We start from the raw sequence: 22,899 nt of genomic DNA, 5'->3' as shown, positions 1-22,899 counted from the left end.
CGGGCCAGTATACTGAACCTGGGAGCCAGAAACGAAAAAACCCAGCCACAGGGGCTGGGTTTCCGGAATCTGGAGCGGGAAACGAGACTCGAACTCGCGACCCCAACCTTGGCAAGGTTGTGCTCTACCAACTGAGCTATTCCCGCGGGTCTGTCAGGAGGCGTTGCTCCTCAACGGCTGCGTATTCTACCCATTCCGTCCCCGGCGTCAACACCCTGCCGTAAAAAATTAACCCTGCCCGTAACTGGCGCCTCCTCCCTCGAGATACTGCTGCTCCTCAGGCGTGGACCGGCGTTTCAGAGCGCGGTTGCGATGGGGAAAACGACCGAACCGCTGGATGATCTGGCGGTGGTCCCTGGCGGACTGCAGAAAGCTTTCCAGGAATGCGCCCAGCGGCCCGTCTTCCGAAGCGGCAAGCCTTTCGTACAGCTCGACAGAGCGGTCCTGATGCTCGAGTTTTTCAGCATGCTGCAGCGGCATATAGAAGAAAGCCCGCTGAATGGCCACCAGGCGGTGGTCAACCCCTGCACCGAGCCCCTCCAGACACAGGCTCGCCGCCTGTCGGTCGTTGGAAAACGCGAGTTCGCCACCACGATATATATGGCGCGTGAACTGATCCAGCAGAAGGATCTCCGCGAGCCTGCCACCAGGCTCCTGACGCCAGTGCTCGAGGCCGTTTTCCGACGCAAACAGGACCATGGAGATAAACCGCCTGCGGATTTCCTGATCGAAGGCCCGACTGGAGCGAAACCAGCGCTCCCGGTGCTCCCGGTCAGGGAGACCATATTCGTCCAGGGGACCGAACCAGAAATCCAGAAGCTCATGCCATGCGAACATACAGTAGTCCCAAATCGGTTTCTTACGCCACGGTCGCGGGACAGGGTCATGACCCTTCGACCGGATTGTTAGCAGCAGACGGGACACAGTTATACACTGAACCGAGCAACAGCCAAAGGAGCACAAAACCGGATGACCGCACCCACACGGATTCTCTTACTGGCCCACGGCAGCAGCGACCCTCGCTGGTGCCAGACCTTTGAAGCCCTGGCCGCGCCTACCCTCAGAACGCTGCCGGAGGCCCGGGTTGCCTACATGGAACTGGCCGAACCGTCACTCGAGGCAGAAGTGGAAAAAGCGGCGGCCGAAGGGGTGACCCATATCAAGGTGGTGCCGCTGTTCCTGGCCGTGGGACGTCATCTTCGCAAGGACGTGCCCGCCATGCTGGAAGACTATCGTGAACGTTTTCACGTGGAGGTCGAGCTGTTGCCGCCAATTGGGGAGGATCCGCGCCTTGGCGAGGCTCTCAAGGACATTGTTTCAGACACACTGAAAGCCTAGTGCCCCTTGACACCCATGTCCCGGGCAGGACATCAATGATCGTTCCAGGAGGATAATCATGGGCGAGAAACGCGTACTGATCACCGGCGGAACCGGTTTTATCGGCAGGGTACTCTGCCAGGAACTGCTGAAGAAAGGCCACGAACTTCACGTGCTCAGCCGGCGCCCGGGCGATGAGGTACGGGCCATCTGCGGCCGGGTCACCCCCGTTCCAGAGATGGCGAGAGTGGCCGAAGGGCCATCCTTTGACGGGGTCATTAACCTGGCCGGCGCCGGTATCGCCGAGAAGCGGTGGTCCGAAAGCCGCAAGGAGGTGCTCAGGGACAGTCGCATCGCCCTTACCCGCGAGCTTGTCAGCGCCCTGCTGCGAAACGACCGGTTACCCGAGGTGATGGTGTCCGGTTCCGCCGTGGGTTTCTACGGCGCCCAGGGGGATAACAGGGTCACCGAGGAGACATCCCCTAATCCGGAGTTTACCCATGAGCTGTGCAAGGACTGGGAAAATGCGGCAGCCCCACTGAGAGACAAGGAGGTAAGAGTGGCCTGGTCACGGACAGGCCTCGTGGTGGGCCGTGATGGTGGCTTTCTGGAGCGGATGGTGCTGCCCTTCAAATTCGGGCTCGGAGGTCGTATCGGGAACGGCCGGCAGTTCATGCCATGGGTCCACCGGCAGGATGTGGTGAACGCCCTGATCTGGATGCTGGAAACACCTTCCGCCTCCGGTCCCTACAACGTGGTCAGCCCCAACCCGGTGACCAACCGGACCTTTACCTCGACCCTGGCCAGAACACTGGGTCGGCCGGCCTTCTTCCCGGTGCCGGCCCCGGTTCTCAAGCTGGCCCTTGGCGAAATGGCCCGCCTTCTGCTGACGGGGCAGCGTGCCATACCACAACGCCTACAGGATCAGGGATTCGAGTTCCAGTATCCAGAACTTGAGCCCGCCCTGAAGCAAGCCCTTGGAAAATCGGAGTAAAAGGGTCGCAATGCCGACACGAATTTTTTCGGAAAACGGCTTGACACCTCAGGGCCGCATTCTTAATATACGCGCCACCTCGACGAGGCAATGGTTCAGAGAAATGCGTCCCCTTCGTCTAGTGGCCTAGGACTCCGCCCTTTCACGGCGGCAACGGGGGTTCGAACCCCCCAGGGGACGCCACTCTTTAACGACCATGATGGCTGTCATGTTTACCCGCACCGGCTGCCTTCTTTTTCGCATCCCAGACCACGAAAGCGCCCACGGCGGCCATAAAGCCAACCATCAGCAAAACGGTTCCAACCCCGGCAATCACCACAGTGTCCATGTACATGGCTTCACTCCTCATTTGTCACATCTGAACTGACTTCTGTAATTTCAGACTACGCCTGAGTGCCAGAACCCGTCTTGACCTGCATCAAAGGCCTGGCGTCCCGGACCAATATCGGTTTTTTCGTAGCTTTTCCGCACTTTGCAGGGCAACGGATGGAACATCCTGCTATAGTCTGCAGAGGAAATGGGCGACCATGTCGTAGCCGGCTCTCGTTCGCCGGATCCGGTCTGCAAACCAGATCGCCATGCCGCCCGGGCCCAATCAAATCCATCCAGGAAGCCGGACAGACAACGGCATGCTCAGCCTCTTTTCGCGCCTAAAGCAGTTCCGCCAGGGGTCGCCATTGTCGTTCCGCCTGCTCGCCTATATCCTCCTGTTCAGCTCCGCGTTCACCCTGATTGCCACGGGCATCCAGATCTACGGTGATTTTCGCAAGGACCTCGCGGCGATAGAGGAGCGATTCGAGGTGGTGGAAACCAGCTATTCGTCGAGCCTCGCACGGAGCCTCTGGGCACTTGACCAGAATCTGCTTCAGGTCCAGCTGGAGGGCATTCTGTCCCTGCCGGATATCGTTCACCTCCGCCTGCGGATCTATCCGGACTCAGAGCTGGTGATCGGCGACAGGCCTGAGCGTGACGCAGCCATCCGCCAGCATTCCTTCGAGATCACCCATGACGGTACGCTCCAGACCGAACTCGGGGAGCTCACCATCACCGCCTCGCTCGCCCGTACCTACCAGGAGCTGGAAAGAAAGATCTGGGTGATACTGACCACCCAGTTCCTGAAGACCTTTCTTATCTCCATTCTGATTGTCTGGATCTTCCGGCATCTGGTTACCCGGCACCTGACCAGGATGGCGAACTATGCCCGGGATTTTTCCCTGCAGAGCCTGGACTCCCCCCTGACCCTGGACCGTCCCGATACACGACGTCATCGTAGGGATGAACTTGGCCAGGTCACCGAGGCGTTCAACCACATGCGTCAGCGACTGCGGGAGGACCTGTCACGCCAGGCCAGGGACGAGGCAGAGATCCGCAAACTCTCCAAGGCGGTGGAGCAGAGTCCCTCCTCGGTGATGATCTGCGATCGTCAGTGGCGGATCGAGTTCGTCAACCAGAAGTTCACCCAGCTCACCGGTTATGCAGCGGCCGATGTGCTCAACAAGCAACCAGGCGACCTTCCCATGGACGCCCGTGGCATGCGCGACAGCCAGCAGTTGTGGCAGACCATCCGCCTCCAGGTGCAGAGGGTCGGTGTCTGGCAGGGCGAGGTTCACAGCGTTCGGCGCAACGGTGATCGTTTCTGGGAACAGCTCGTGGTCACCGCCATCAAGGATGCCGATAGTCGTATCAGCAATTACCTGGTCGTGGGCGAGGACATCAGTATCCGCAAGCGCTATGAACAGCAACTGTTACGCCAGGCCAACTACGACATCCTGACCGGCCTGCCCAACCGCATGCTGGCGCTTGACCGGCTCAAGCTAGCGCTGGCGCAGGCTCACCGGGAGTCCACCCAGGTCGGGGTCATGTTCCTGGACCTGGACAACTTCAAGCACATCAACGATACCCTGGGCCATGACGCTGGTGACCATCTGCTGGTCGAGGCTGCCCGCCGTGTCTCGGCCTGCCTGCGGGGAACCAGCACCGTCGCCCGCCTTGGTGGCGATGAGTTCCTGGTGGTGCTGCCCGGGCTGAAGGAGCCCCAGGGAGCGGAGATGGTGGCAGACCGGATACTGAAGGCCTTCGGCCCTCCTTTCCTGCTGAGTGGGCAGGAGGTGTTTGTCACGACCAGCATCGGTATTGCCATCTATCCAACGGACTCTGACAACACCGGCACTCTGCTCCAGCATGCGGATGCCGCCATGTACGAGGCCAAGCACAAGGGCAAGAGTTCCTGGGAACGGTTCGCCCCGGCCATGAAGGAGGTCTCCCACGAACGGCTGCAGATGGAATCACGCCTGCGCCGGGCCCTGGAGCTGGATGAATTCGAACTCTGGTACCAGCCCATCGTGGAAACCCAAACCGGCCGGGTTACCGGCGCGGAAGCGCTACTGCGGTGGAAAAGCCCCGCCATGGGGCTGGTAATGCCGGACCGGTTCATTCCGCTTGCGGAGGAGACCGGCATGATCATACCCATTGGCCGCTGGGTGCTGGAACAGGCCTGTGCGGCAATGGGGCGCGTGGAGCAGGCCACCGGCCTTGCCCTGAACATTTCGGTGAACGTCTCCCCCCGCCAGTTCCGTGACCCGGAGTTCGTGGCCACGACCCTGCAGACGCTGGCGGACACCGGCATGGATCCGCAACGGGTGGAACTGGAAATCACGGAACGCCTGATCCTGGACAACACCATCGAGACGGCCGCCATACTGAACCAGCTGGATACGGCCGGCCTGCGACTCTCGGTGGACGATTTCGGCACCGGCTTCTCGGCCCTCAGTTATCTTAAAAGCTACCCTTTTGATACGCTGAAGGTCGACAAATCCTTTATAGCGGATGTGCTGGTGTCGGTGGATGACGCCTCACTGGTGCGGGCCATCATTACCATGGCCCACAGCCTCAACCTGAGGGTCATTGCGGAAGGGGTCGAGGAAGACGGCCAGACGCGCTTCCTTCAGGATCTGCGCTGCGATTACGCCCAGGGCTACTTCTACAGCCGGCCCGTGCCGGAAGCCGAATTCCTGGACTGGTTACGCGCCAGCCCGAGAGGCATGGACAACTGACCCGGTCCGCCGGGCCGATGGTGGATCAACCCTCCGAAGTCTGGCTGGCATATCATTCTCATGACCAACGGCAACAGGAAACGATGACCCATGGACGATCAGATCCTCGTCATAAACTGTGGCAGTTCCTCCGTCAAAATGGCCATCTTCAGCGAACAGGGTGAGCAATTGCACTCAGCACTGGCCGAACGCCTGGGCCAGTCCGGGGCCCGTCTGGTTCCCGATCAGGGGGAACCGGTCGCCCTGGCGGACAACGCCGGGCACCGGGAGGCACTGGAGACCAGCATCCGCTGGTTCCGGGACCAGGGTTATCTCGACGCGCCGGTTGCCATCGGGCACCGGGTGGTCCACGGCGGCGAGGCCTTTCACGGAGCGGCCCTGCTGGACGAGCGGGTGATACAGGCCATCGAGGAGTGCTCGAGTCTGGCACCGCTGCACAATCCCGTTAACCTCGCCGGGATTGAAGCGGCCAGGGAACTGTATCCGGGCGTACCCCAGGTGGCAGTATTCGATACTGCCTTCCATCAGACCCTTCCCCGGCATGCCTGGCTGTATCCTGTCCCACGCCGCTTCTATGACGACTGGGGTGTTCGCCGTTATGGCTTTCATGGCACCAGCCATCAGTACATGGCCGAGCAGGCGGCCGACCGGCTCGGCAAGACCGTGGCCCAGACCTCCATCATCTCGACGCACCTGGGCAATGGCTGCAGTATCACCGCCATTCGCAACGGCGAAAGCGTTGACACCAGTATGGGCCTGACGCCTCTGGAGGGCCTGGTCATGGGCACCCGCAGCGGCGACGTGGACCCCGGGCTGTTCGACTTCCTTGCCGGCAAGGGCATCGAGGCTGACGAGACCCACAGGCTGCTGAACCGGGAGAGCGGCCTTCTGGGCCTTTCCGGCACCACCAGCGACATGCGCAACCTGCTCAGGGAGGCCGACGCAGGCAATCAGGACTGCCAGGACGCATTCGAGGTTTTCTGCTTCCGCCTGGCCCGTTACATCGGGGCGATGATGGTCTCTCTTGAGACCCTGGATGCCCTTGTCTTCACCGGGGGCATCGGCGAGAACAGCGACCGGGTGCGGGCCCGGACTCTGGAACACCTCATCCTGCCCGGTTTTGTCATGGACGAAACTGCCAACCGGGACCACGGCCGTGACACAAACGGTCGTATCGACGCTCCCGAAAGCCGGTTTGCGATACTGGTAATCCCCACCCGGGAGGAGGCAGTGATTGCCCGGGAAGCCGCCACGGTGGCCGCTGAGCGCGCCCGTGACAAGAACATGAGCAACTAAAGGAGCACCCATGGCCAAGAGCCTGTTTGTCGCCCCAACCGAACTGGACAGTGGACTCACCTCGGTTTGTCTCGGCCTGCTGCGGGCACTCGACCGGGTCGGAGTCAGGGTCGGATTCTACAAGCCGGTAAGCCAGCCGCCCCGCTCCAATGCCGGCAGGGGGGGCGAGGATTCGTCGGTGCCTTTCGTGAAAGCTCGCTCGGACCTCGACCCGCCAACGCCGATCCCCCTGAAGGAAGCCCAGAACCTGCTTAATCGGGGCAAGTCGGATGAGTTCATGGAAGATATGGTGGGGCGCTTCCAGACCGTAGCCAGGGACGTCGACGTGGTAATCGTGGAGGGCCTGGTACCGGACCGGAGCGAAGCCTATACCGCCCGCATGAATGTGGAAATGGCCCGCAATCTCGGCTCGGACGTCATCCTGGTCTGCAGTCCGGGTCAGCGGTCCTGCAAAGAGCTGGACGAATGGCTGGATTTTTCATCGCGCCTGTTCGCGGACCCGGAAGATCCGGATGTCATCGGGGTTGTGCTCAACAAGGTCGGCGAGCCCGAGCACTCCGGCTTCCTGCCGACCTTCAGCAAGCCCACACCGGCCGACGTTCCCGACTACGCCTCTGACTGCAGGATCTTCCGGGCCGAGCGACTCTGTCTGCTGGGCATCATCCCGTGGCAACCGGATCTGCTGGCCCCGAGGATATCGGATATCGCCCGGGAATTGCCGGCGGATATTCTCCATGAGGGGGACATCGAAACCCGTCGCGTCCAGAAGATTTCCGTGTGCGCCCGCACCATACCCAATATGATCGACACCCTTCGCCCGGGTACGTTGCTGGTTACCCCCGGCGACCGTGAGGACATCCTGGTCACGACCGCGGTCGCAGCCCTCAACGGCGTGCCCCTGGCGGGAGTGCTGCTGACCGGCGGCCTTATGCCGGACCCGCGCACCATCGACCTCTGCCGGCGCGCGCTGGCCACCGGTTTGCCGGTGCTGCACACTGATAACAATACCTACGAAACTGCCCATGGTCTGGCCAACCTGCCCGGGGCCGTGCCCGCCGATGACCCGGATCGCATTGAGAAGGTGATGGAGGCGGTTGCCTCGCGCCTGGACGCCGACTGGCTTCAGGACCACCTGCGGGTGCAACGGCGTCGAAGGCTGTCGCCCCCGGCTTTCCGCCACCAACTGTCGCAGCTGGCGCGGGAGGCGAACAAGCGCATTGTACTTCCCGAGGGCAATGAGCCGCGGACCGTTCAGGCAGCCATCATCTGCACCCAGCGGAAGCTGGCCCGCTGTATACTGCTCGGCGAATACGACGAGATCGAGGCGGTGGCGGAATCCCAGGGCCTGACCCTGCCCGAGGAACTGGAAATTATCGACCCGGCGGAGGTCCGCGACCGCTACGTCGACCCCATGGTGGAGCTGCGCAAGCACAAGGGCCTCGCCCCGGACATGGCGAAGGCGATGCTGGAGGATAACGTCGTGCTGGGCACAATGATGGTGGCCGAGGGCGAGGCCGACGGCCTAGTGTCGGGCGCTATCCATACTACCGCAAACACCGTGCGCCCCGCCCTGCAACTCATCAAGACCGCGGACACAGCGAAGGTGGTGTCCTCCGTCTTCTTCATGCTGCTTCCGGAACAGGTGCTGGTTTACGGCGACTGCGCCATCAATCCCGATCCCAACGCCGAGGAACTGGCCGACATCGCCATTCAGAGCGCCGATTCGGCACGGGCCTTCGGGGTCGAGCCCGCGGTTGCCATGATCAGCTACAGCACTGGTAGCTCCGGCAGCGGGGAGGACGTGGAAAAGGTTCGGGAAGCGACCCGCATCGCCCGGGAACTGCGACCGGATCTGCTGATTGATGGCCCGCTCCAGTATGATGCCGCTGCCAACGCCGACGTCGGTCGCAGCAAGGCGCCGGACAGTGAGGTGGCCGGCAAGGCCACAGTGTTCATCTTCCCGGACCTGAATACCGGCAACACCACCTATAAGGCGGTTCAGCGCAGCGCCAACGTGGTGAGCATAGGCCCCATGCTGCAAGGCCTGAGAAAGCCGGTCAATGATCTGTCCCGGGGGGCCCTGGTGGACGATATCGTTTTCACCATCGCCCTCACCGCGGTGCAGGCCCAACAGGCCGAGAGTCAGTCCGGGGACTGAATCGCTGGGGTTTCCCGCCCCTGCAGCCACAAGAAAAGAAAGGCCCGCTTTGCGGGCCTTTCTGTCATTCGTTACTTCTTTTTGCTCTTCATGCGGGTTTTTTTCACTGGCCGGCCCCGCTTCAGATCGTTGTCCTTCTTGACCTTCTGCCGGGGCGTCATCCGGTTGACCCGATTGGCAAAGGGGTTTTCCCCCGAGCGGAACTCGAAGCGGATGGGAGAGCCCTTCACCTTCAGTACCTTACGGAAGGTATTCTCCAGATAGCGCTTGTAGTCCCCCCCCAGTGCTTCAGTCTGGTTACCGTGGACAACGATGACCGGAGGGTTGGAGCCCCCCTGGTGGGCAAAGCGAAGCTTGATACGACGACCGTGAACCATGGGTGGCTGGTGCTGCGCCACCGCGTCCTGAAGAATGGCCGTCAGGCGGTTGGTGGGCCATTTTGCCATGGCCGACTCGTAGCAATCCTGGATGGAGTCATAGAGCAGTCCCACGCCGGAACCGTGCAGCGCGGAGATATAGTGCTTGTCCGCGTAGTCCAGGAAGTCCAGGCGACGGCGCACCTGCTCCTTCACACTGGCTCGCTCTTCCGGATCCATGCCGTCCCATTTGTTCACGGCAATCACCAGCGAGCGGCCCGAATCCAGCACGAAACCGATCAGGTGCAGGTCCTGATCCACCAGACCTTCCCGGGCATCGATCACCAGGATGACGACATGGGCATCCTCAATGGCCTTCAGGGTCTTGATGATGGAAAACTTCTCCACCACTTCCTTCACGTTCTTGCGACGGCGAACCCCTGCCGTGTCAATGAGGGTGTAGTCCTGACCCTGCCGCTCATAGGGGATGTACACACTGTCGCGAGTCGTGCCGGGCATGTCGTAGACCACCACCCGTTCCTCCCCGAGAAGCCGGTTCACGAGTGTGGATTTGCCCACGTTGGGACGGCCCACCACCCCGATCCGGATGCCTGGGTACCTGTCCGCACGGTCTTCCTCCGCTTCGTCCATCTCCGGCAGCAACAGCTCCAGCATGGAACGGATGCCCCGATTGTGGGCCGCGGCGATCATATAGACAGAATCAAAGCCCAGACCGTAAAAATCCGCGGCCGCAACCTCCGGGTCCTGGCCATCGGTCTTGTTCACCACCAGGTGGGCCGGCTTGCCGGAACGACGCAGGTGGTCTGCAATGATTTCATCGCCGGCGGTCAGGCCGGCACGGCCATCCACCAGGAACAGGACAATATCCGCCTCTTCCACCGCCTGCATGGACTGACGGGCCATCTCCGCGTCGAGACCCTCTTCCTCACCGGTCAGGCCACCGGTATCAATCACGATAAAACGGCGGCCCTCATAGTCCCCGTCACCGTACTTGCGGTCCCGGGTCAGGCCAGGAAAGTCCGCCACCAGCGCATCGCGGGAACGGGTCATCTGATTGAAAAGGGTGGACTTGCCGACATTGGGTCGGCCGACCAGTGCTATTACCGGTGTCATGCTTTCTCGTCTGGATCAGGCGCTAGTCGCGCGAATCATTAAGGGTGAATGCCGCCAGACGTCCGCTGTTGCCATAAACGATCAGACGATTCTCCCAGCGTACCATCGGGGCTCGGATACCCGCCTTGTCAAACCTGTTCTGGCCCTGAAACTGGCCGTCCTCCTGGGCAAGAATATGAAGATAGCCTTCATAGTCTCCCACCACCAGGAAGTCATCTATCGCGCTCGGAGCCGACAGCCGACGCCAGGAGAGCTCGTCCTGGGTCCATACCGGATCGAGGTTGCTGGCATCCAGGCCCACCAGATCGCCGTTGGCTTCGGCGATGAAAATCCTGCCAGGGCCCAGGGCCGGACTGTGGAACGTGGAAGTGGACCGACTCCAGATTTCCTGGCCGTTGCGCAGATCCACCAGCGCCAGCTTACCCTGGTAACCTGCCACCAGCGCGGCGCCCTCCACGATGACCGGCTCCGCGGTAACATCCACCAGTCGCTCCAGCTCGGTCCGACCGGAGGGTTCTCCCACCGTGTACTGCCAGACCGGCTGCCCGCTGTCGGTCGACAGCGCCACCAGCCGCCCGTTGGCCAGCGAGATCAACGCCAGTTCCGAGCCCACCACCGGGGGCGCGGTGTCCCGGACCGACAGGGCCGGCGATGGCGCATCGAACTGCCACAGGCGCTCGCCGGACCGGGTATCCGCCGCCACGACCCTACCATCGATGGTCTGGGTCAGTACCAGGCTGCCATTCGACCTGGGCGGCGCAAGGACTTCATTGGGCATCCTCAGGCGCCAGAGTTCCTCGCCATCACGGCGATTGAGCGCCATCAGTTCGGCATCGGCCGTCACCACATACAGGTTGCGGCTGTCGCCACCGACACCAGCCATGATGGTTTCGCCCAGGGTACGGCGCCACCGGACCTCGCCGGTGGCCGGACCGACCGCAACGAGCTCGCCGTCAGCAGATACTGCGTACAGACTGCCGCCGACCACGGTTGGTCGCAGGTGAAGGTATTTGCCGTCGTAGCCGTCACCAACCTGCAGTGACCAGCGGGCTTCCAGGGAAACCGATGACACCACCTCAGGAACCGGGTCCGCTTCTTCGAAATTCTCGGTGGAACTACACCCCGCCAGTGCGAGTGCTGCCAGAGCAGCCACGGCGGCAGGGGCAAGGAAGGACTTGAGCCGCACGCCGCATGGCATCAGGCATCACCTCCGATTCCCAGATCATCGAGTTTCAGCTCGAGCAGACCCAGGCCACCATTTCCGGCGGCATTACGGGCCTTGAGGTAGGCCTCCTCGGCAGCGGCGCGGTCGCCATCAGCCAGCAGGATATCGCCCTCCAGCTCAGCGAGAATCGCTTCAAAGTCGCTGGGGTCGGAGGCGCCCCGGACGGTCGACAGCGCGTCGTCATACTGGCCGGCGCCATACTGGGCCCGTGCCAGGCGGGTACGAACGACCAGTGACAGGGCGGTCCCGGCCTCGGTCTGCTCCAGGGCCCAGCCCAGAGTCTCGGCAGCGGCTTCAGGGTCGTTGTCTGTCATCATCTGCTGATTGGCCAGCAGCATCATGGCATAAACCGCATAAGCGCTGTCTTCATGATTCTCACGGACCTGATTCGCCAGATAGGCAACGGTGTCCCGGTCTTCCTCGGTGGAGGCGGCGCCGGCGGCATCCAGTAACTGGTTGAAGGCACTGGCCGCCTCCGCCCTTTGCTGGGCCTGATGGTTCTGCCACGCCTGCCAGCCGAATACGATGGCCAGCGCCAGTGCAATACCGATCAGCAGCGAACTGCCGTTCTTTTTCCACCAGTTCTTGATGGCTTCAATCTGTTCTTCTTCGGTCCGCATCTCGGCCATGATGACTCCTGTGAGTATCCTTATCCTGTTAACGTATTATTTTCGGTGTTTGCCTGTCTGGCCCGCCAAACAGAGGGGACACTAGCCCTCAAGACGGGCGGCGATCTGGCGGCCGACGTCGTCCCGTGCCACCTGTTCCTGTTCCGCGTCTCGGCGAAGGTACTTGATGCCCACCACGCCTTCCCGCACTTCGTTCTCACCAATGACAACGGCAATCTCGGCGCCGCTGCGATCCGCCTTCTTCATCTGGCTCTTGAAGCTACCGCCGCCACAATGGGTGACGACAGTACGCCCCGGCAGCGCCGACCGCAATGTCTCGCTGATCCTGAAGGCTTCGGCCACGGCTGAATCACCCAGTGCCGTCACGTACACATCCGCATCGCTGTTGACCGTTGCCGGCACCAGTTCCAGAGTCTCCAGCAGCAGGACCAGACGCTCCATGCCCATGGCGAAGCCAACCGCGGCCGTGGGACGGCCACCCAGCTGCTCCACCAGGCCATCGTAACGGCCTCCGGCGCAAATGGTGCCCTGGGCACCGAGGCTGTCGGTAACCCATTCGAACACGGTCCTGCCGTAGTAATCGAGGCCGCGAACCAGGCGACTGTTAATGGTGTACTCCACCCCGGCGGCGTCCAGCATCCCGGTGAGCTGCTCGAAGTGTTCCCGGGACTCGTCGTCCAGGTAGTCGTCCAGGGAGGGCGCCTTTTCCAGGATCCGCTGGGTTTCCGGGTTCTTGGAATCGAGAATCCGCAGGGGGTTGGTCAGCAGGCGACGCTGGCTGTCCGGGTCGAGGTCCGACCGGAAGTCACCAAGATAATCCACCAGGGCCTGACGGTACTCGGCCCGGGCCTCGGAAGTGCCGATGCTGTTGATCTCCAGCCGCGCGTGCTCCATCAAACCCAGTTCCCGCCACAGGCGGGCGGTCAGGATCAGCAGCTCGGCATCGATGTCGGGGCCGTCCATGCCGAAACACTCCACCCCTACCTGGTGGAACTGCCGATACCGACCTTTCTGGGGCCGCTCGTGACGGAACATCGGCCCGGTGTACCATAACCGCCGGGTCTGATTGAACAGCAGACCGTGCTCCTCAGCCGCCCGCACGCAGCCGGCGGTGCCTTCAGGCCGCAAGGTAAGACTGTCACCGTTGCGATCCTCGAAGGTGTACATTTCTTTCTCGACGATATCGGTGACCTCGCCGATGGAGCGACGGAACAGCTCCGTGTGCTCGACCACGGGCATGCGGATTTCCTGGTAGCCATAGACGCCCAGGACATCACGGACTCTGGCTTCCAGAAACTGCCAGACCGGAGTCTGTTCGGGCAGGATATCGTTCATCCCGCGAATTGCCTGAATCTTAGCCAAGTTAAAACCTTTCTCGTTGAATTGACGGTCAGTGGACCCGGTTTACTGACCGGACTTCGCGATAATGGATTCTTCCTGTTGCTTGCGGCGGGCAACTTCTTCACGAATCAACCGTTCCAGATCATCGGTGAGGGTCGCGTTGACCAGCTTCTGATTGGGTTTGCCGGCAGCATAGAACAGGTTCTTCGGCGAGCCTCCGGTCAGACCAAGGTCGGCCACCTTGGCCTCGCCAGGGCCATTGACGATGCAGCCGATGATGGCCACATCCAGGGGAATATTGACGTCCTCCAGGCGGGCCTCCAGGTCGTTCACGGTCTGGATGACGTCGAAGTTCTGACGCGAGCAGCTGGGGCAGGCCACAAAATTGATGCCGTGGCTACGCAGGCGCAGGCTCTTGAGGATATCGTAGCCCACCTTGATTTCCTGAACGGGATCCGCCGCCAGGGAAACGCGAATGGTATCGCCGATGCCGTCCATCAGCAGCATGCCCAGACCAATGGAGGATTTCACGGTCCCGGAGCGGAAGCCACCGGCCTCGGTAATACCCAGGTGAAGAGGCTGCTCGATCTGATCCGCAATCTTGCGGTAGGCCGCCACGGTCATGAACACTTCAGAGGCCTTGAGGCTCACCTTGAAGTCCTGGAAGTCGTGACGGTCCAGGATGTCGATATGGCGCATCGCGGACTCCACCAGGGCCTCGGGGGTTGGTTCGCCGTACTTGCGCTGCAGTTCCTTTTCCAGGGACCCGGCATTGACACCGATACGAATGGGAATGCCCTTGTCCCGGGCCGCCCCGATCACCGCGCTGACCCGGTCCTCGCGGCCAATGTTGCCGGGATTGATGCGCAGGCAGTCAACGCCAAGCTCTGCCACCCGCAGGGCGATCTTGTAGTCAAAGTGGATGTCCGCGACCAGGGGGACGCTAACCTGTTGGCGAATCCGGCCAAACGCCTCGGCGGCGTCCATGCTGGGCACCGAGACCCGCACGATATCGGCGCCTGCCAACTGCAGTGCCTCGATCTGGGCAACAGTGGCGGCCACGTCGCGGGTTTCCGTGTTGGTCATGCTCTGCACGGTGATCGGTGCGTCGCCCCCGACAGGAACGTTGCCCACCATGATCTGCCGTGACTTGCGACGTTTAATAGGGGATTCGAGCTTCATAAACGGCCAAACCGATCTGAGTAAGTGAAAATGGTGCGCACCTGGTCACCCGGGGGCGCCCTTCCTGCCCGGTCCGGCCCTGTCACTGCGACAGGGTCAGAACTACCCGGTTGTTGCGGGCGGGGCGGGCCGAAAGATCAACGGGTTCCCCCCCGTACCTTACCGAGGAGACTGCGTCCACCGCACCGAAAACGACTCTCAGTGGACCCTCACCCGTTACATCGAGGGTTTCTCCCGCACGGCGAAGTTCGGCCACCAGGACCCGTCCGTTACTGTCCTGCACCTCAACCCAGCAGTCATCGTTGAACGAGGCCACCAGCCGCCCTGCCTCATCCTGCTCCGGGCTGACGGTCTCCGGAACCGGAGGGGGCGTGGTATCCGGTTCTTCCGCTATCGTCGGTACCGGTACCGGATCAGACCCCATATCGACGGTACCGGGCTCGGGGCCGGCGGCCTCGCCTTCGAAACCCGCCTCATCGGTGGCTTCCGGGTCGTCATCCCCGCTGGTAACTTCAGTGACCTCGGGCCCGGTCTCCGTGCCATTCTCCTGCTCCACGACGGCCGACGACTGCAACTCTGACTCCTCAGTCTGCGGGTCCGTGTCCAGCGACTGGTCCGCTTCCGCGGGAGCTGCTTCACCGGCATCAGGGACGGGCTCGACATCATCCCCTGGCATCCCGTCGTTGCCGACGGGTACCGCCGGCGTGTTCAGCTGCCCTGTATTCGAATCATCTGAAACGGCTTCCTCCGCCTGCTGATGGGCGAGGTACAGAGAGCCACCGTAAAAGAGAGCGGCCAGCACCACCAGAACGAATACCACCCTGGCCACCTGGCGCTTGCGGCGCTTTCTGCGCTCTATCGTCACCAGTGGGTTGGCTTCCACCTGCGCCTTCTTCTGCTCTCGCAGAGGCTCCAGCTCACCGTCGAGCTGGCGAACCACACTGTCAGGGTCGAGGCCCACCTGGGACGCGTAGGCCCTGACATAGCCCTTGAGGAAAAGCTCGCTGTCAACCTGGCTGTAGTCGCCCTTCTCGATAGCGGCAATGACGGCAGGCCTGAGGTGCTGCCTGTCCGCCACTTCCGTAACGGAAAGTCCGGCCGATTCGCGGGCCTGCCGAAGTCGTTCGCCGGCCGTCAGCTGCCGGGCATCCTGGCTGGCGTTATCCGTTGTCATCTGCGATCAGTGCCTTGTATTGTCTGTATTCTTCCGAATTCGGATATTCATTCCTGAGCAGCAGCGCAAGGCTGGATTCGCGGTTGTAGTCACCGAAATGGCGGGCGATACGAACGCCTACCAGGAGACTTTCCGGCGTGTGCCTTAACTGCGGGCTGCGCTGGATTATCTGGCTCAGGCGGCTGTAATAGCGCGACGCCATTGACCAGTCCCCGGCATCCGCCAGAACCCTGGACAGGGCCAGCAACGCACGACTGTCACCACGGCGAAGCTCCACCGCGCGTTCATAGTCGCCCGCGGCCGCCTCCAGATTACCGAGTCTTTCGTTGGTGCGGCCAAGGTTGTAGAACACCGAGGCCCGGTCTTCGTAGCCGGTGTCCCGGGACGCCACACGGAACTGCTCGCGGGCTTCCTCGTAGCGCTGGTTGTTGTAGAGGAAAGCGCCGTAGAACACACGGCCACGGGTGTAGCCCGAATCGCTTCTGAGGGCCTTCTCATAGGCCTCCTCAGCCAGTTCCGGCTCGCCTTCCGCCTGATACAACAGACCCTTGGTGGCCAGGGCCGCCGCATCCGAGCTGTCCAGCTCCAGAGCCCGGTCGAGGTGATTGCGGGCGCGGTCGTAATTGCCTTTCGATAGGTAGGCCGTGGCGAGGCGCACGTAGTTATCGACCGCCTCGTCACGATCAGCCTCCCGGGCGAACCGACTGTCTGTGGTGGTGACACAGCCGGCCAGAAGGGCCGCAAGCATCAGCATGCAAACCATCAGCGGCACTCTGAGCCTGGTCAATAATCCTGCAGCATATACTGATTGCATGTTGTTTTCCCGGGACCTCACATGGATTATCAGGGGGTCATCTGATGAACCGGAATATAACGCTGACTGCGTCGGGTCCGATCCTCCACCTGGCCAACCAGCTGTCCGCAGGCGGCGTCGATATCATCGCCTCTTGTGGTCCGGATGGTTGTGATGTAGCCCGCTTCATTGAGAATTTTCTGGAATCGACGGGTGGCATTCATGCTTGGCCGCCTGAAATCGCTCTCGGGAAACGGGTTGAACGGAATCAGGTTGATCTTGCAGGGCAGACCCCGGAGAACTTCCGCCAGTTCATGGGCGTGTTCCGGCTGATCATTGGTGCCCTCGATCACAGTATACTCTATGGTGGCCTTGCGCTTGTCCGGCAACCGGGCCAGATAGCGGCGGGTAGCTGCCAGAAGCTCGGCAATGGGGTATTTCCTGTTCAACGGCACCAGGGTATTGCGCAGGGCGTCGTTGGGTGCGTGCAGAGAGATTGCCAGGGAAACGTCGCTCACCTCACCCAGGCGGTCAAGAGCCGGCACAACGCCGGAGGTGCTGACGGTGACCCGACGCTTGGAAATGCCGTAGGCAAGATCCTCCATCATCAGGTTCATTGCGTCCACAACGTTGTCAAAGTTGAGCAGTGGCTCGCCCATCCCCATCATCACCACGTTGGTGATGGGCCGGTCGGCGTTCGGGTCGAAGGGCATGAAAGCCTTGCGGGCAACCCAGACCTGGCCGATGATTTCCGCGGCGGTCAGGTTGCGGTTGAAGCCTCTTTTTCCTGTCGAGCAGAAGGTGCAGTCCAGGCTGCAGCCAATCTGGGAGGAAACGCACAGGGTGCCGCGCTCGCCGTCGGGAATCAGCACGGTCTCTACACTGTTGCCGGAGTCCATGCGCATGACCCATTTGCGGGTGCCGTCTTTCGAGGTTTCATCGTAGACCACTTCCGGGCCACGTACCTCCGCCACCAGCTTGAGTTTTTCCCGTAGCGCCTTGCTCATGTTGGTCATCTGATCGAAATCGTCGACACCGCGCTGATGCATCCACTGCAACACCTGGGTCGCGCGGAAACGCTTCTCCCCCAGGGATTCGAAGAACGCCTCCAGCTTGGCCTTGGGCATTCCCAGCAGATTGGTTTTTGCGACATCAGAAGTCATGGTCAGTCTCGATCAGATAACGGACGGGGCGGCCAGAGCCACCCCGGACAGCATCAGCCCCTGGGGCAGATTTCGCTGTCGTTGAAGAAATAGGCGATTTCCCGTTCGGCGGAAGCCGCGGAGTCGGAGCCATGGACCGCATTGGCATCAATGGTCTCTGCGAAATCGGCGCGAATGGTGCCAGACTCGGCTTCCTTGGGGTTGGTGGCACCCATCAGGTCACGGTTCTTGGCGATCGCGCCCTCACCTTCCAGTACCTGGACAACCACCGGGCCGGAAGTCATGAAAGCCACCAGGTCACCGAAGAAAGGACGCTCTTTGTGCTCGGCGTAAAAGCCTTCCGCCTGCTCCTGGGACAGGTGCATCATCTTGGCGGCGACGATCCTGAGACCGGCGTTCTCGAAACGGGACAGGATCTGGCCAATGACATTCTTGGCAACGGCATCCGGCTTGATGATGGAGAGCGTGCGCTCAGTGGACATAATTATGGCTCCAGTTGGGTTTCGGGTGAAAATTCCGGCCTGAGATTATACGCAGTAAGGGGCCGGCTGCCTACCGACAGCCGGCCCCTTACCGAGGTTATCGGTAATAGCGTCAGGCAGATGCGCGCCGGCGCTCCCTCAGACGGGTCACCACGAGGCGGATCTGCTCGACTGCGAAATCCACTTCCTCTTCCGTGGTAAAGCGTCCCAGGGAGAAGCGCAGGCCGGAGTGGGCCTGTGCATCCGACAGACCAATACCTTTCAGAACATAGGACGGTTCCATGGTGGCCGAGGCACAGGCGGAACCGGAAGAGACCGCCAACTCCCGCAGACCCAGCATCAGGGATTCCGCTTCGACGCCGTCGAAACCCAGGTTGAGAATACCCGGAACCCTCAGGGTGACGCTGCCATGGAGGTGGACACCATCGAGCCCTTCCAGCCCGGAAAGCAAGCGATCCCGAAGACTCTCGATACGCCCCATCTCTTCATCAAGGCCGGCGCCCGCCATCTCAAAAGCCCCACCCATGCCCACAATCTGATGCGTAGGCAGGGTTCCGGAACGCATTCCCCTTTCATGACCACCGCCATGAATCTGGGCATCGATCCGGACATCCGTGGAGCGGCGGACAAAAAGAGCACCGATACCCTTGGGGCCGTATACCTTGTGGGCGGACAGCGCCATCAGGTCAACATTCAGTGCGGTTACATCAATCGGCATCTTGCCGGCAGCCTGGGCCGCATCCACGTGAAAAAGGATGCCCCGGCCCCTCAGCATGGCGCCAATAGCGCCAACGTCGGTGACGGTTCCCAGTTCATTATTGACCAGCATGAGACTCACCAGCAGGGTTTCCGGCCGCAGGGAGGCCTCAACCTGATCCACTGCGACCGCTCCGGTACTGTCCGGAACCAGCCAGGTGACGTCGCATCCCTGACCCTCGAGCCAGGCGCAGGTATCCACCACGGCCTTGTGCTCGATGACGGAGGTCACGATATGGGGCCGCACGCCCTCTCTGCGGTTGGCCGCGACCGCGCCCTTTATGGCCAGGTTATCCGACTCGGTGGCGCCGGAGGTCCAGACGATCTCCCGGGGATCGGCGTTGATGAGCTCGGCCACCTGCCGGCGGGCGCTCTCCACTGCGGCCTCCGCCTGCCAGCCGTAGCCATGGGAGCGGCTGGCAGGGTTGCCGAAAACGCCATCCATGGTCAGATGACGCACCATTGCGTCGGCAACCGCCGGGTCCACAGGAGTGGTTGCTGCGTAGTCGAGATATACAGGTTTTGTCATCGTCACTTACTGGTTACGCGGGCGCCTTGCTTACCAGGCGCTCGGTATTGATGGTATTGATGGTATCGCCGTCATCGCCGTTCAGCGGCCTGGTGTCCTGGCGGCTCGCCACCGCCTGGATTTCCCGTTTTTTCATCAGGTCAGCGAGGCTGATTCTGCTGAGAAACTGATGAATCTGATCACTGAGATCCGACCAGAGGTGGTGAGTCAGGCACATTTCGCCGTTCTGGCAGTCACCCTTGTTGCTGCATCGGGTTGTGTCCAGGGATTCGTTGACCGCGTCCACAACGTCGGCAATGAATACCTGGTCGTTGGACCGGCTCAGGCGATAGCCGCCGCCGGGGCCCCGCACACTGATAACCAGCTTTTCCCGGCGCAGGCGGGCGAACAGCTGCTCCAGGTAGGACAGGGAAATGCCCTGACGCCGCGAGATATCCGCCAGGCTGACCGGTCCCTCATCACCATGGAGAGCCAGATCAAGCATGGCGGTTACGGCGTAGCGGCCTTTGGTTGTGAGTCGCATAGGGCTGTCCCGGCAAAGAAGAACATGTGCATGTGTGCCGGTGAGTATGAATTGACCAAGTGTTTTGGTCAAGTATTCAACGGTTTTCCGCTGTCTCACTGGAGTCGTCGCGAACACAGTCAAACTCTTCCGCATCCAGCGGTGGCAGCTTGCCGTTGTCGACGTAATCCTGATTGACCTTGCGAATGGCAGTGCACATCTTCTCGATTCGCTCATCCACCGCGTGCATATGGTCCAGCAGGCTTCGCATGGCCCTGGCAACGGGATCTGGCATCTCCTCGGTAACGCCATAGGCATCGAAGCCCATCCGCTCTTCCATCTCCTTGCGGCGGCCATCCGACTCGGGGCTCTTGACGATCACACGCCCGGGAATACCCACCACCGTGGCTCCGGCGGGCACGGCCTTGGTAACAACGGAGTTGGAGCCCACCTTGGCGCCCTCACCCACCTCGAAGGGACCGAGGATCTTGGCGCCGGCACCCACCACAACGCCATCGCCGATGGTGGGGTGGCGCTTGCCCTTGTTCCAGCTGGTGCCCCCCAGGGTAACGCCCTGGTACAGGGTGACATCATCCCCGATCACCGTGGTTTCCCCGATCACCACCCCCATGCCATGGTCGATAAAGAAACGTCGTCCGATGGTGGCACCCGGATGGATTTCGATTCCGGTAAGCCAGCGCGAAAAGGTGGAAATACTTCGGGCCAGCCACTTGAAATCCTTAAGCCAGATGCGATGAGCCAGCCGGTGAAACAGAAGCGCGTGCAGGCCGGGATAGTTGGTGAGAACCTCAAACGTGTTGCGGGCCGCGGGATCACGGTGGAACACGCTATTGATATCTTCTTTCAGTCTGTCAAACATCTTGCTGGTCCTGTTGTGATGCACCCGCCGTCGTTTCGCCCCGGTCAGTGGCTGTTTTCTGGACCGCGGACAACACGCCGCGGAGAATATTGATCTCCATCTGATCGGGTCGCGCCCGCTGGAACAGGCGGCGCAGCCGGGTCATCAGCTGGCGCGGGTTATCCCGGCGGTGAAACTCGATGTCCGCCAGCGTTGCTTCGAGGTGTCCGAAGAATCCGTCGAGCTCCGCCACCGTCGCGGCCGGCACATCCCAGCCCGCGTCCTCGGGAGAGTTAATGGCCTTGAGTTGCGGGTTATTCTCGCTGTTTTCAAGCCCCCGCAGATATTGCATTCGAACCTCGTAACACAGTACCTGGACCGCCATGGCCACGTTCAGGGATCCGTAGTCAGGGTTCGAGGGAATATGGATGTGCACATGGCAGCGCTGCAGCTCGTCATTGCTCAGGCCATTGTTCTCGCGACCGAACACCAGGGCCACCTCGCCCCGCTCCTGGTAGTCACCAACCTGTTGCGCGGCGTCGGTGGGCGACATCACGGGCCAGGGCACCTTCCGGCCGCGGGCGCTGGTTCCCATAACCAGCACGCAATCGGCGATCGCCTCATCCAGGGTCGCGACCACCCGGGCCCGGTCCAGTACATCGGAAGCGCCGGCGGCCCTTGCGTAGGAGGTCTCGTCCGGGAACGATCTCGGGCTGACCAGCCACAGGTTGCCCAGGCCCATGTTCTTCATCGCCCGGGCAACAGCACCGATGTTGCCTGAGTGGGAGGTCTCCACCAGGACCACCCGGACGTAATCGCGGGCGGGAAGGTCGAAACTGCTGGGTAATGCGGGTTTATGCATCAGGCGAACATCCACAAAGAAAAGGTGTAGGAAAGAGGTAATGTTACCAGACTGGCGAAGGCTTTGACCCCCCCGGATTGATACCGGAAAAGCCCGCGGGATGCTATCCATGACCACGCCATGGCGGTCTTTACGGAGAGGAAAAACGTTTAAGGGCCATGCGCTATTTGCTATGATCGCGCCTTCGCTCATTCCAGGTATTGAAGAGTCCGATGCAACCAGCCATTAAAATGGCCCTGCGTATTGCACGCCAGGGTACCGATTATCTGAAAGCCCATTTCGAACGCCAGGACATCGCAGGCAATGCGCCCGAAGAACGGGAGCGTCAACTGGAACGCGTCACCGGGAAGATCTACGAGAATTTTTCGGAACAGCTTCAGAAGGCCTACAAGGACCACTACATCGCCCCGGCCGGCGATGGTGATGCCGACGGCCATGCCCTGAGCTGGCATGTCTTCCCTGTACTCGGATCGGAAAATCTGCTGCGGGGCATTCCCGAATTTGCCCTCGCCCTGGTCCAGAAAAAGGACAACCGCACCGAGAATCTGCTGCTGATCAATCCGGTGACTGGGGAGGAGTACTCCGCCAGCCGTGGCCGGGGAGCCTCCCTGAACAACCGGCGCATGCGCGCCAGCGAAGTGAAACACCTGGCGGACGCCATGGTGGTCACGAACCTGCTGCGTCAGGCGCGGGGCAGCGATAACCCGCTGGTCTGGGGAGAATTGTCCGCTCAGCTGGCCAGCCAGAGCAACGACCTGCGTACCTGCGGATGCAGCGTCCTGGATATTGCCCGCGTAGCTGCCGGCTATCTGGATGCGATCGTGCTGTTTCGTCCCACACCGGAAGACATGGACATAGGCCTGGCACTGGCCAATGAAGCCGGTATCCTCAGTGGCGATTTCTCCGGCAATCCGTCCCGTGCCGACACCCGTCAGCTGGCCATCGCCAACCCCAAGCTGTTCCGGGAACTGCTGCGCACCCTGCATCCTTTCCAGTCCCGCCTGCCCCGCTGAGACACAGTCCCCTCGGAATCGGGAGCAGAGACACGAAAAAGCCGCGGGAGATAACGTCCCCCGCGGCTTTTTCGTATTCGC

21 protein-coding genes and 2 tRNA genes are annotated in these 22,899 nt (G+C 61.5%); 7 read left to right on the top strand and 16 right to left on the bottom strand.

The annotated features are described in order from the left end of the window. Nucleotides 1-70: 70 nt before the first annotated feature. Nucleotides 71-146: transfer RNA gene (locus tag BM346_RS01250), tRNA-Gly, on the bottom strand. Nucleotides 147-228: 82 nt separating this feature from the next. Continuing rightward, the gene (locus BM346_RS01245; RefSeq protein WP_092008496.1) at nt 229-837 is read right to left on the bottom strand and encodes a DUF924 family protein; all 609 of its coding nucleotides are present in this window, start codon (nt 835-837) and stop codon (nt 229-231) included. A 132-nt stretch (nt 838-969) separates the two neighbouring features. On the opposite strand from BM346_RS01245, the gene BM346_RS01240 reads away from it, so the two are divergent. From BM346_RS01240 to BM346_RS01230, 3 genes are all read left to right on the top strand, one after another. After that, entirely contained in the window at nt 970-1,338 is a 369-nt protein-coding gene (locus BM346_RS01240) for a sirohydrochlorin chelatase (protein ID WP_092008495.1), read from the top strand. Between the two features lie 58 nt (nt 1,339-1,396). Continuing rightward, nucleotides 1,397-2,311, top strand: coding sequence for a TIGR01777 family oxidoreductase (locus BM346_RS01235; RefSeq protein ID WP_092008494.1), 915 nt, complete (start codon nt 1,397-1,399; stop codon nt 2,309-2,311). 107 nt (nt 2,312-2,418) lie between these two features. Next, a tRNA-Glu gene (locus BM346_RS01230) sits at nt 2,419-2,494 on the top strand. A 4-nt stretch (nt 2,495-2,498) separates the two neighbouring features. On the opposite strand, the gene ccoM is transcribed toward BM346_RS01230, so the two are convergent. After that, nucleotides 2,499-2,645 (bottom strand): cytochrome c oxidase subunit CcoM, encoded by a 147-nt coding sequence (ccoM, locus tag BM346_RS18010; protein ID WP_167812659.1) that lies wholly within the window; start codon nt 2,643-2,645, stop codon nt 2,499-2,501. Between the two features lie 295 nt (nt 2,646-2,940). Here ccoM and BM346_RS01225 point away from each other — a divergent pair, with 295 nt between their 5' ends. The 3 genes from BM346_RS01225 (at nt 2,941) to pta (ending at nt 8,818) form a co-directional block, all read left to right on the top strand. Then, on the top strand, nt 2,941-5,364 hold the full coding sequence (locus BM346_RS01225) for a bifunctional diguanylate cyclase/phosphodiesterase (RefSeq protein WP_092008493.1): 2,424 nt from the start codon (nt 2,941-2,943) through the stop codon (nt 5,362-5,364). Nucleotides 5,365-5,454: 90 nt separating this feature from the next. Next, nucleotides 5,455-6,660 carry an acetate/propionate family kinase gene (locus tag BM346_RS01220; RefSeq protein WP_092008492.1) on the top strand — a complete coding sequence of 402 codons (1,206 nt, stop codon included), beginning with the start codon at nt 5,455-5,457 and terminating at the stop codon, nt 6,658-6,660. Between the two features lie 10 nt (nt 6,661-6,670). Continuing rightward, the gene (gene pta / locus BM346_RS01215; RefSeq protein ID WP_092008491.1) at nt 6,671-8,818 is read left to right on the top strand and encodes a phosphate acetyltransferase; all 2,148 of its coding nucleotides are present in this window, start codon (nt 6,671-6,673) and stop codon (nt 8,816-8,818) included. 71 nt (nt 8,819-8,889) lie between these two features. On the opposite strand, the gene der is transcribed toward pta, so the two are convergent. The 13 genes from der to trmJ all read right to left on the bottom strand — a co-directional run bounded on the left by der (nt 8,890) and on the right by trmJ (nt 21,805). Then, nucleotides 8,890-10,308 (bottom strand): ribosome biogenesis GTPase Der, encoded by a 1,419-nt coding sequence (gene der / locus BM346_RS01210; RefSeq protein ID WP_092008490.1) that lies wholly within the window; start codon nt 10,306-10,308, stop codon nt 8,890-8,892. A 22-nt stretch (nt 10,309-10,330) separates the two neighbouring features. Next, nucleotides 10,331-11,506 (bottom strand): outer membrane protein assembly factor BamB, encoded by a 1,176-nt coding sequence (bamB, locus tag BM346_RS01205; RefSeq protein WP_092008489.1) that lies wholly within the window; start codon nt 11,504-11,506, stop codon nt 10,331-10,333. Continuing rightward, the gene (locus BM346_RS01200; protein WP_092008488.1) at nt 11,506-12,162 is read right to left on the bottom strand and encodes a YfgM family protein; all 657 of its coding nucleotides are present in this window, start codon (nt 12,160-12,162) and stop codon (nt 11,506-11,508) included. Before BM346_RS01200 ends, bamB begins: the two co-directional genes overlap by 1 nt. An 81-nt stretch (nt 12,163-12,243) precedes the next feature. Beyond that, nucleotides 12,244-13,524: a histidine--tRNA ligase gene (gene hisS, locus BM346_RS01195; protein ID WP_092008487.1), complete on the bottom strand. Its 1,281-nt coding sequence runs from the start codon at nt 13,522-13,524 to the stop codon at nt 12,244-12,246. 42 nt (nt 13,525-13,566) lie between these two features. Further along, a complete protein-coding gene (ispG, locus tag BM346_RS01190; RefSeq protein WP_092008486.1) occupies nt 13,567-14,685 on the bottom strand; it encodes a flavodoxin-dependent (E)-4-hydroxy-3-methylbut-2-enyl-diphosphate synthase in 1,119 nt (372 codons plus the stop codon). Nucleotides 14,686-14,767: 82 nt separating this feature from the next. Continuing rightward, nucleotides 14,768-15,859: a RodZ domain-containing protein gene (locus tag BM346_RS01185; RefSeq protein WP_092008485.1), complete on the bottom strand. Its 1,092-nt coding sequence runs from the start codon at nt 15,857-15,859 to the stop codon at nt 14,768-14,770. Then, on the bottom strand, nt 15,846-16,673 hold the full coding sequence (gene pilW / locus BM346_RS01180) for a type IV pilus biogenesis/stability protein PilW (RefSeq protein ID WP_227662964.1): 828 nt from the start codon (nt 16,671-16,673) through the stop codon (nt 15,846-15,848). Before pilW ends, BM346_RS01185 begins: the two co-directional genes overlap by 14 nt. A gap of 29 nt (nt 16,674-16,702) precedes the next feature. Beyond that, nucleotides 16,703-17,815, bottom strand: coding sequence for a 23S rRNA (adenine(2503)-C(2))-methyltransferase RlmN (gene rlmN / locus BM346_RS01175; RefSeq protein ID WP_092008483.1), 1,113 nt, complete (start codon nt 17,813-17,815; stop codon nt 16,703-16,705). Nucleotides 17,816-17,868: 53 nt separating this feature from the next. Then, nucleotides 17,869-18,297, bottom strand: a complete 429-nt coding sequence (ndk, locus tag BM346_RS01170; RefSeq protein ID WP_092008482.1) for a nucleoside-diphosphate kinase — start codon at nt 18,295-18,297, stop codon at nt 17,869-17,871. 112 nt (nt 18,298-18,409) lie between these two features. Further along, complete coding sequence (locus BM346_RS01165; RefSeq protein ID WP_092008481.1) at nt 18,410-19,582, bottom strand: IscS subfamily cysteine desulfurase; 1,173 nt, start codon at nt 19,580-19,582, stop codon at nt 18,410-18,412. A 13-nt stretch (nt 19,583-19,595) separates the two neighbouring features. Then, nucleotides 19,596-20,105, bottom strand: a complete 510-nt coding sequence (gene iscR / locus BM346_RS01160; RefSeq protein WP_092008480.1) for a Fe-S cluster assembly transcriptional regulator IscR — start codon at nt 20,103-20,105, stop codon at nt 19,596-19,598. A 76-nt stretch (nt 20,106-20,181) separates the two neighbouring features. Then, nucleotides 20,182-20,964: a serine O-acetyltransferase gene (cysE, locus tag BM346_RS01155; RefSeq protein ID WP_092008479.1), complete on the bottom strand. Its 783-nt coding sequence runs from the start codon at nt 20,962-20,964 to the stop codon at nt 20,182-20,184. Continuing rightward, nucleotides 20,957-21,805, bottom strand: coding sequence for a tRNA (cytosine(32)/uridine(32)-2'-O)-methyltransferase TrmJ (gene trmJ / locus BM346_RS01150; RefSeq protein ID WP_092008478.1), 849 nt, complete (start codon nt 21,803-21,805; stop codon nt 20,957-20,959). The genes cysE and trmJ overlap by 8 nt, the downstream gene beginning before the upstream one ends. Before the next feature lie 212 nt (nt 21,806-22,017). Here trmJ and BM346_RS01145 point away from each other — a divergent pair, with 212 nt between their 5' ends. Further along, nucleotides 22,018-22,818, top strand: coding sequence for an inositol monophosphatase family protein (locus tag BM346_RS01145; protein ID WP_092008477.1), 801 nt, complete (start codon nt 22,018-22,020; stop codon nt 22,816-22,818). Nucleotides 22,819-22,899: the final 81 nt, after the last annotated feature.

Source organism: Marinobacter daqiaonensis, from assembly GCF_900115285.1.
Lineage (GTDB): Bacteria > Pseudomonadota > Gammaproteobacteria > Pseudomonadales > Oleiphilaceae > Marinobacter > Marinobacter daqiaonensis.
The sequence above is the reverse complement of the archived record's forward strand: the minus strand, read 5'-3'. Positions and strand labels throughout refer to the sequence as shown.

Excerpts from the sequence above, each read along its gene's own strand:
- BM346_RS01245 (WP_092008496.1), bottom strand. The coding sequence starts at position 837 with ATGTTCGCATGGCATGAGCTTCTGGATTTCTGGTTCGGTCCCCTGGAC.
- BM346_RS01240 (WP_092008495.1), top strand. The coding sequence starts at position 970 with ATGACCGCACCCACACGGATTCTCTTACTGGCCCACGGCAGCAGCGAC.
- BM346_RS01235 (WP_092008494.1), top strand. The coding sequence starts at position 1,397 with ATGGGCGAGAAACGCGTACTGATCACCGGCGGAACCGGTTTTATCGGC.
- ccoM (WP_167812659.1), bottom strand. The coding sequence starts at position 2,645 with ATGTACATGGACACTGTGGTGATTGCCGGGGTTGGAACCGTTTTGCTG.
- BM346_RS01225 (WP_092008493.1), top strand. The coding sequence starts at position 2,941 with ATGCTCAGCCTCTTTTCGCGCCTAAAGCAGTTCCGCCAGGGGTCGCCA.
- BM346_RS01220 (WP_092008492.1), top strand. The coding sequence starts at position 5,455 with ATGGACGATCAGATCCTCGTCATAAACTGTGGCAGTTCCTCCGTCAAA.
- pta (WP_092008491.1), top strand. The coding sequence starts at position 6,671 with ATGGCCAAGAGCCTGTTTGTCGCCCCAACCGAACTGGACAGTGGACTC.
- der (WP_092008490.1), bottom strand. The coding sequence starts at position 10,308 with ATGACACCGGTAATAGCACTGGTCGGCCGACCCAATGTCGGCAAGTCC.
- bamB (WP_092008489.1), bottom strand. The coding sequence starts at position 11,506 with ATGCCATGCGGCGTGCGGCTCAAGTCCTTCCTTGCCCCTGCCGCCGTG.
- BM346_RS01200 (WP_092008488.1), bottom strand. The coding sequence starts at position 12,162 with ATGGCCGAGATGCGGACCGAAGAAGAACAGATTGAAGCCATCAAGAAC.
- ispG (WP_092008486.1), bottom strand. The coding sequence starts at position 14,685 with ATGAAGCTCGAATCCCCTATTAAACGTCGCAAGTCACGGCAGATCATG.
- BM346_RS01185 (WP_092008485.1), bottom strand. The coding sequence starts at position 15,859 with ATGACAACGGATAACGCCAGCCAGGATGCCCGGCAGCTGACGGCCGGC.
- pilW (WP_227662964.1), bottom strand. The coding sequence starts at position 16,673 with ATGCAATCAGTATATGCTGCAGGATTATTGACCAGGCTCAGAGTGCCG.
- rlmN (WP_092008483.1), bottom strand. The coding sequence starts at position 17,815 with ATGACTTCTGATGTCGCAAAAACCAATCTGCTGGGAATGCCCAAGGCC.
- ndk (WP_092008482.1), bottom strand. The coding sequence starts at position 18,297 with ATGTCCACTGAGCGCACGCTCTCCATCATCAAGCCGGATGCCGTTGCC.
- BM346_RS01165 (WP_092008481.1), bottom strand. The coding sequence starts at position 19,582 with ATGACAAAACCTGTATATCTCGACTACGCAGCAACCACTCCTGTGGAC.
- iscR (WP_092008480.1), bottom strand. The coding sequence starts at position 20,105 with ATGCGACTCACAACCAAAGGCCGCTACGCCGTAACCGCCATGCTTGAT.
- cysE (WP_092008479.1), bottom strand. The coding sequence starts at position 20,964 with ATGTTTGACAGACTGAAAGAAGATATCAATAGCGTGTTCCACCGTGAT.
- trmJ (WP_092008478.1), bottom strand. The coding sequence starts at position 21,805 with ATGCATAAACCCGCATTACCCAGCAGTTTCGACCTTCCCGCCCGCGAT.
- BM346_RS01145 (WP_092008477.1), top strand. The coding sequence starts at position 22,018 with ATGCAACCAGCCATTAAAATGGCCCTGCGTATTGCACGCCAGGGTACC.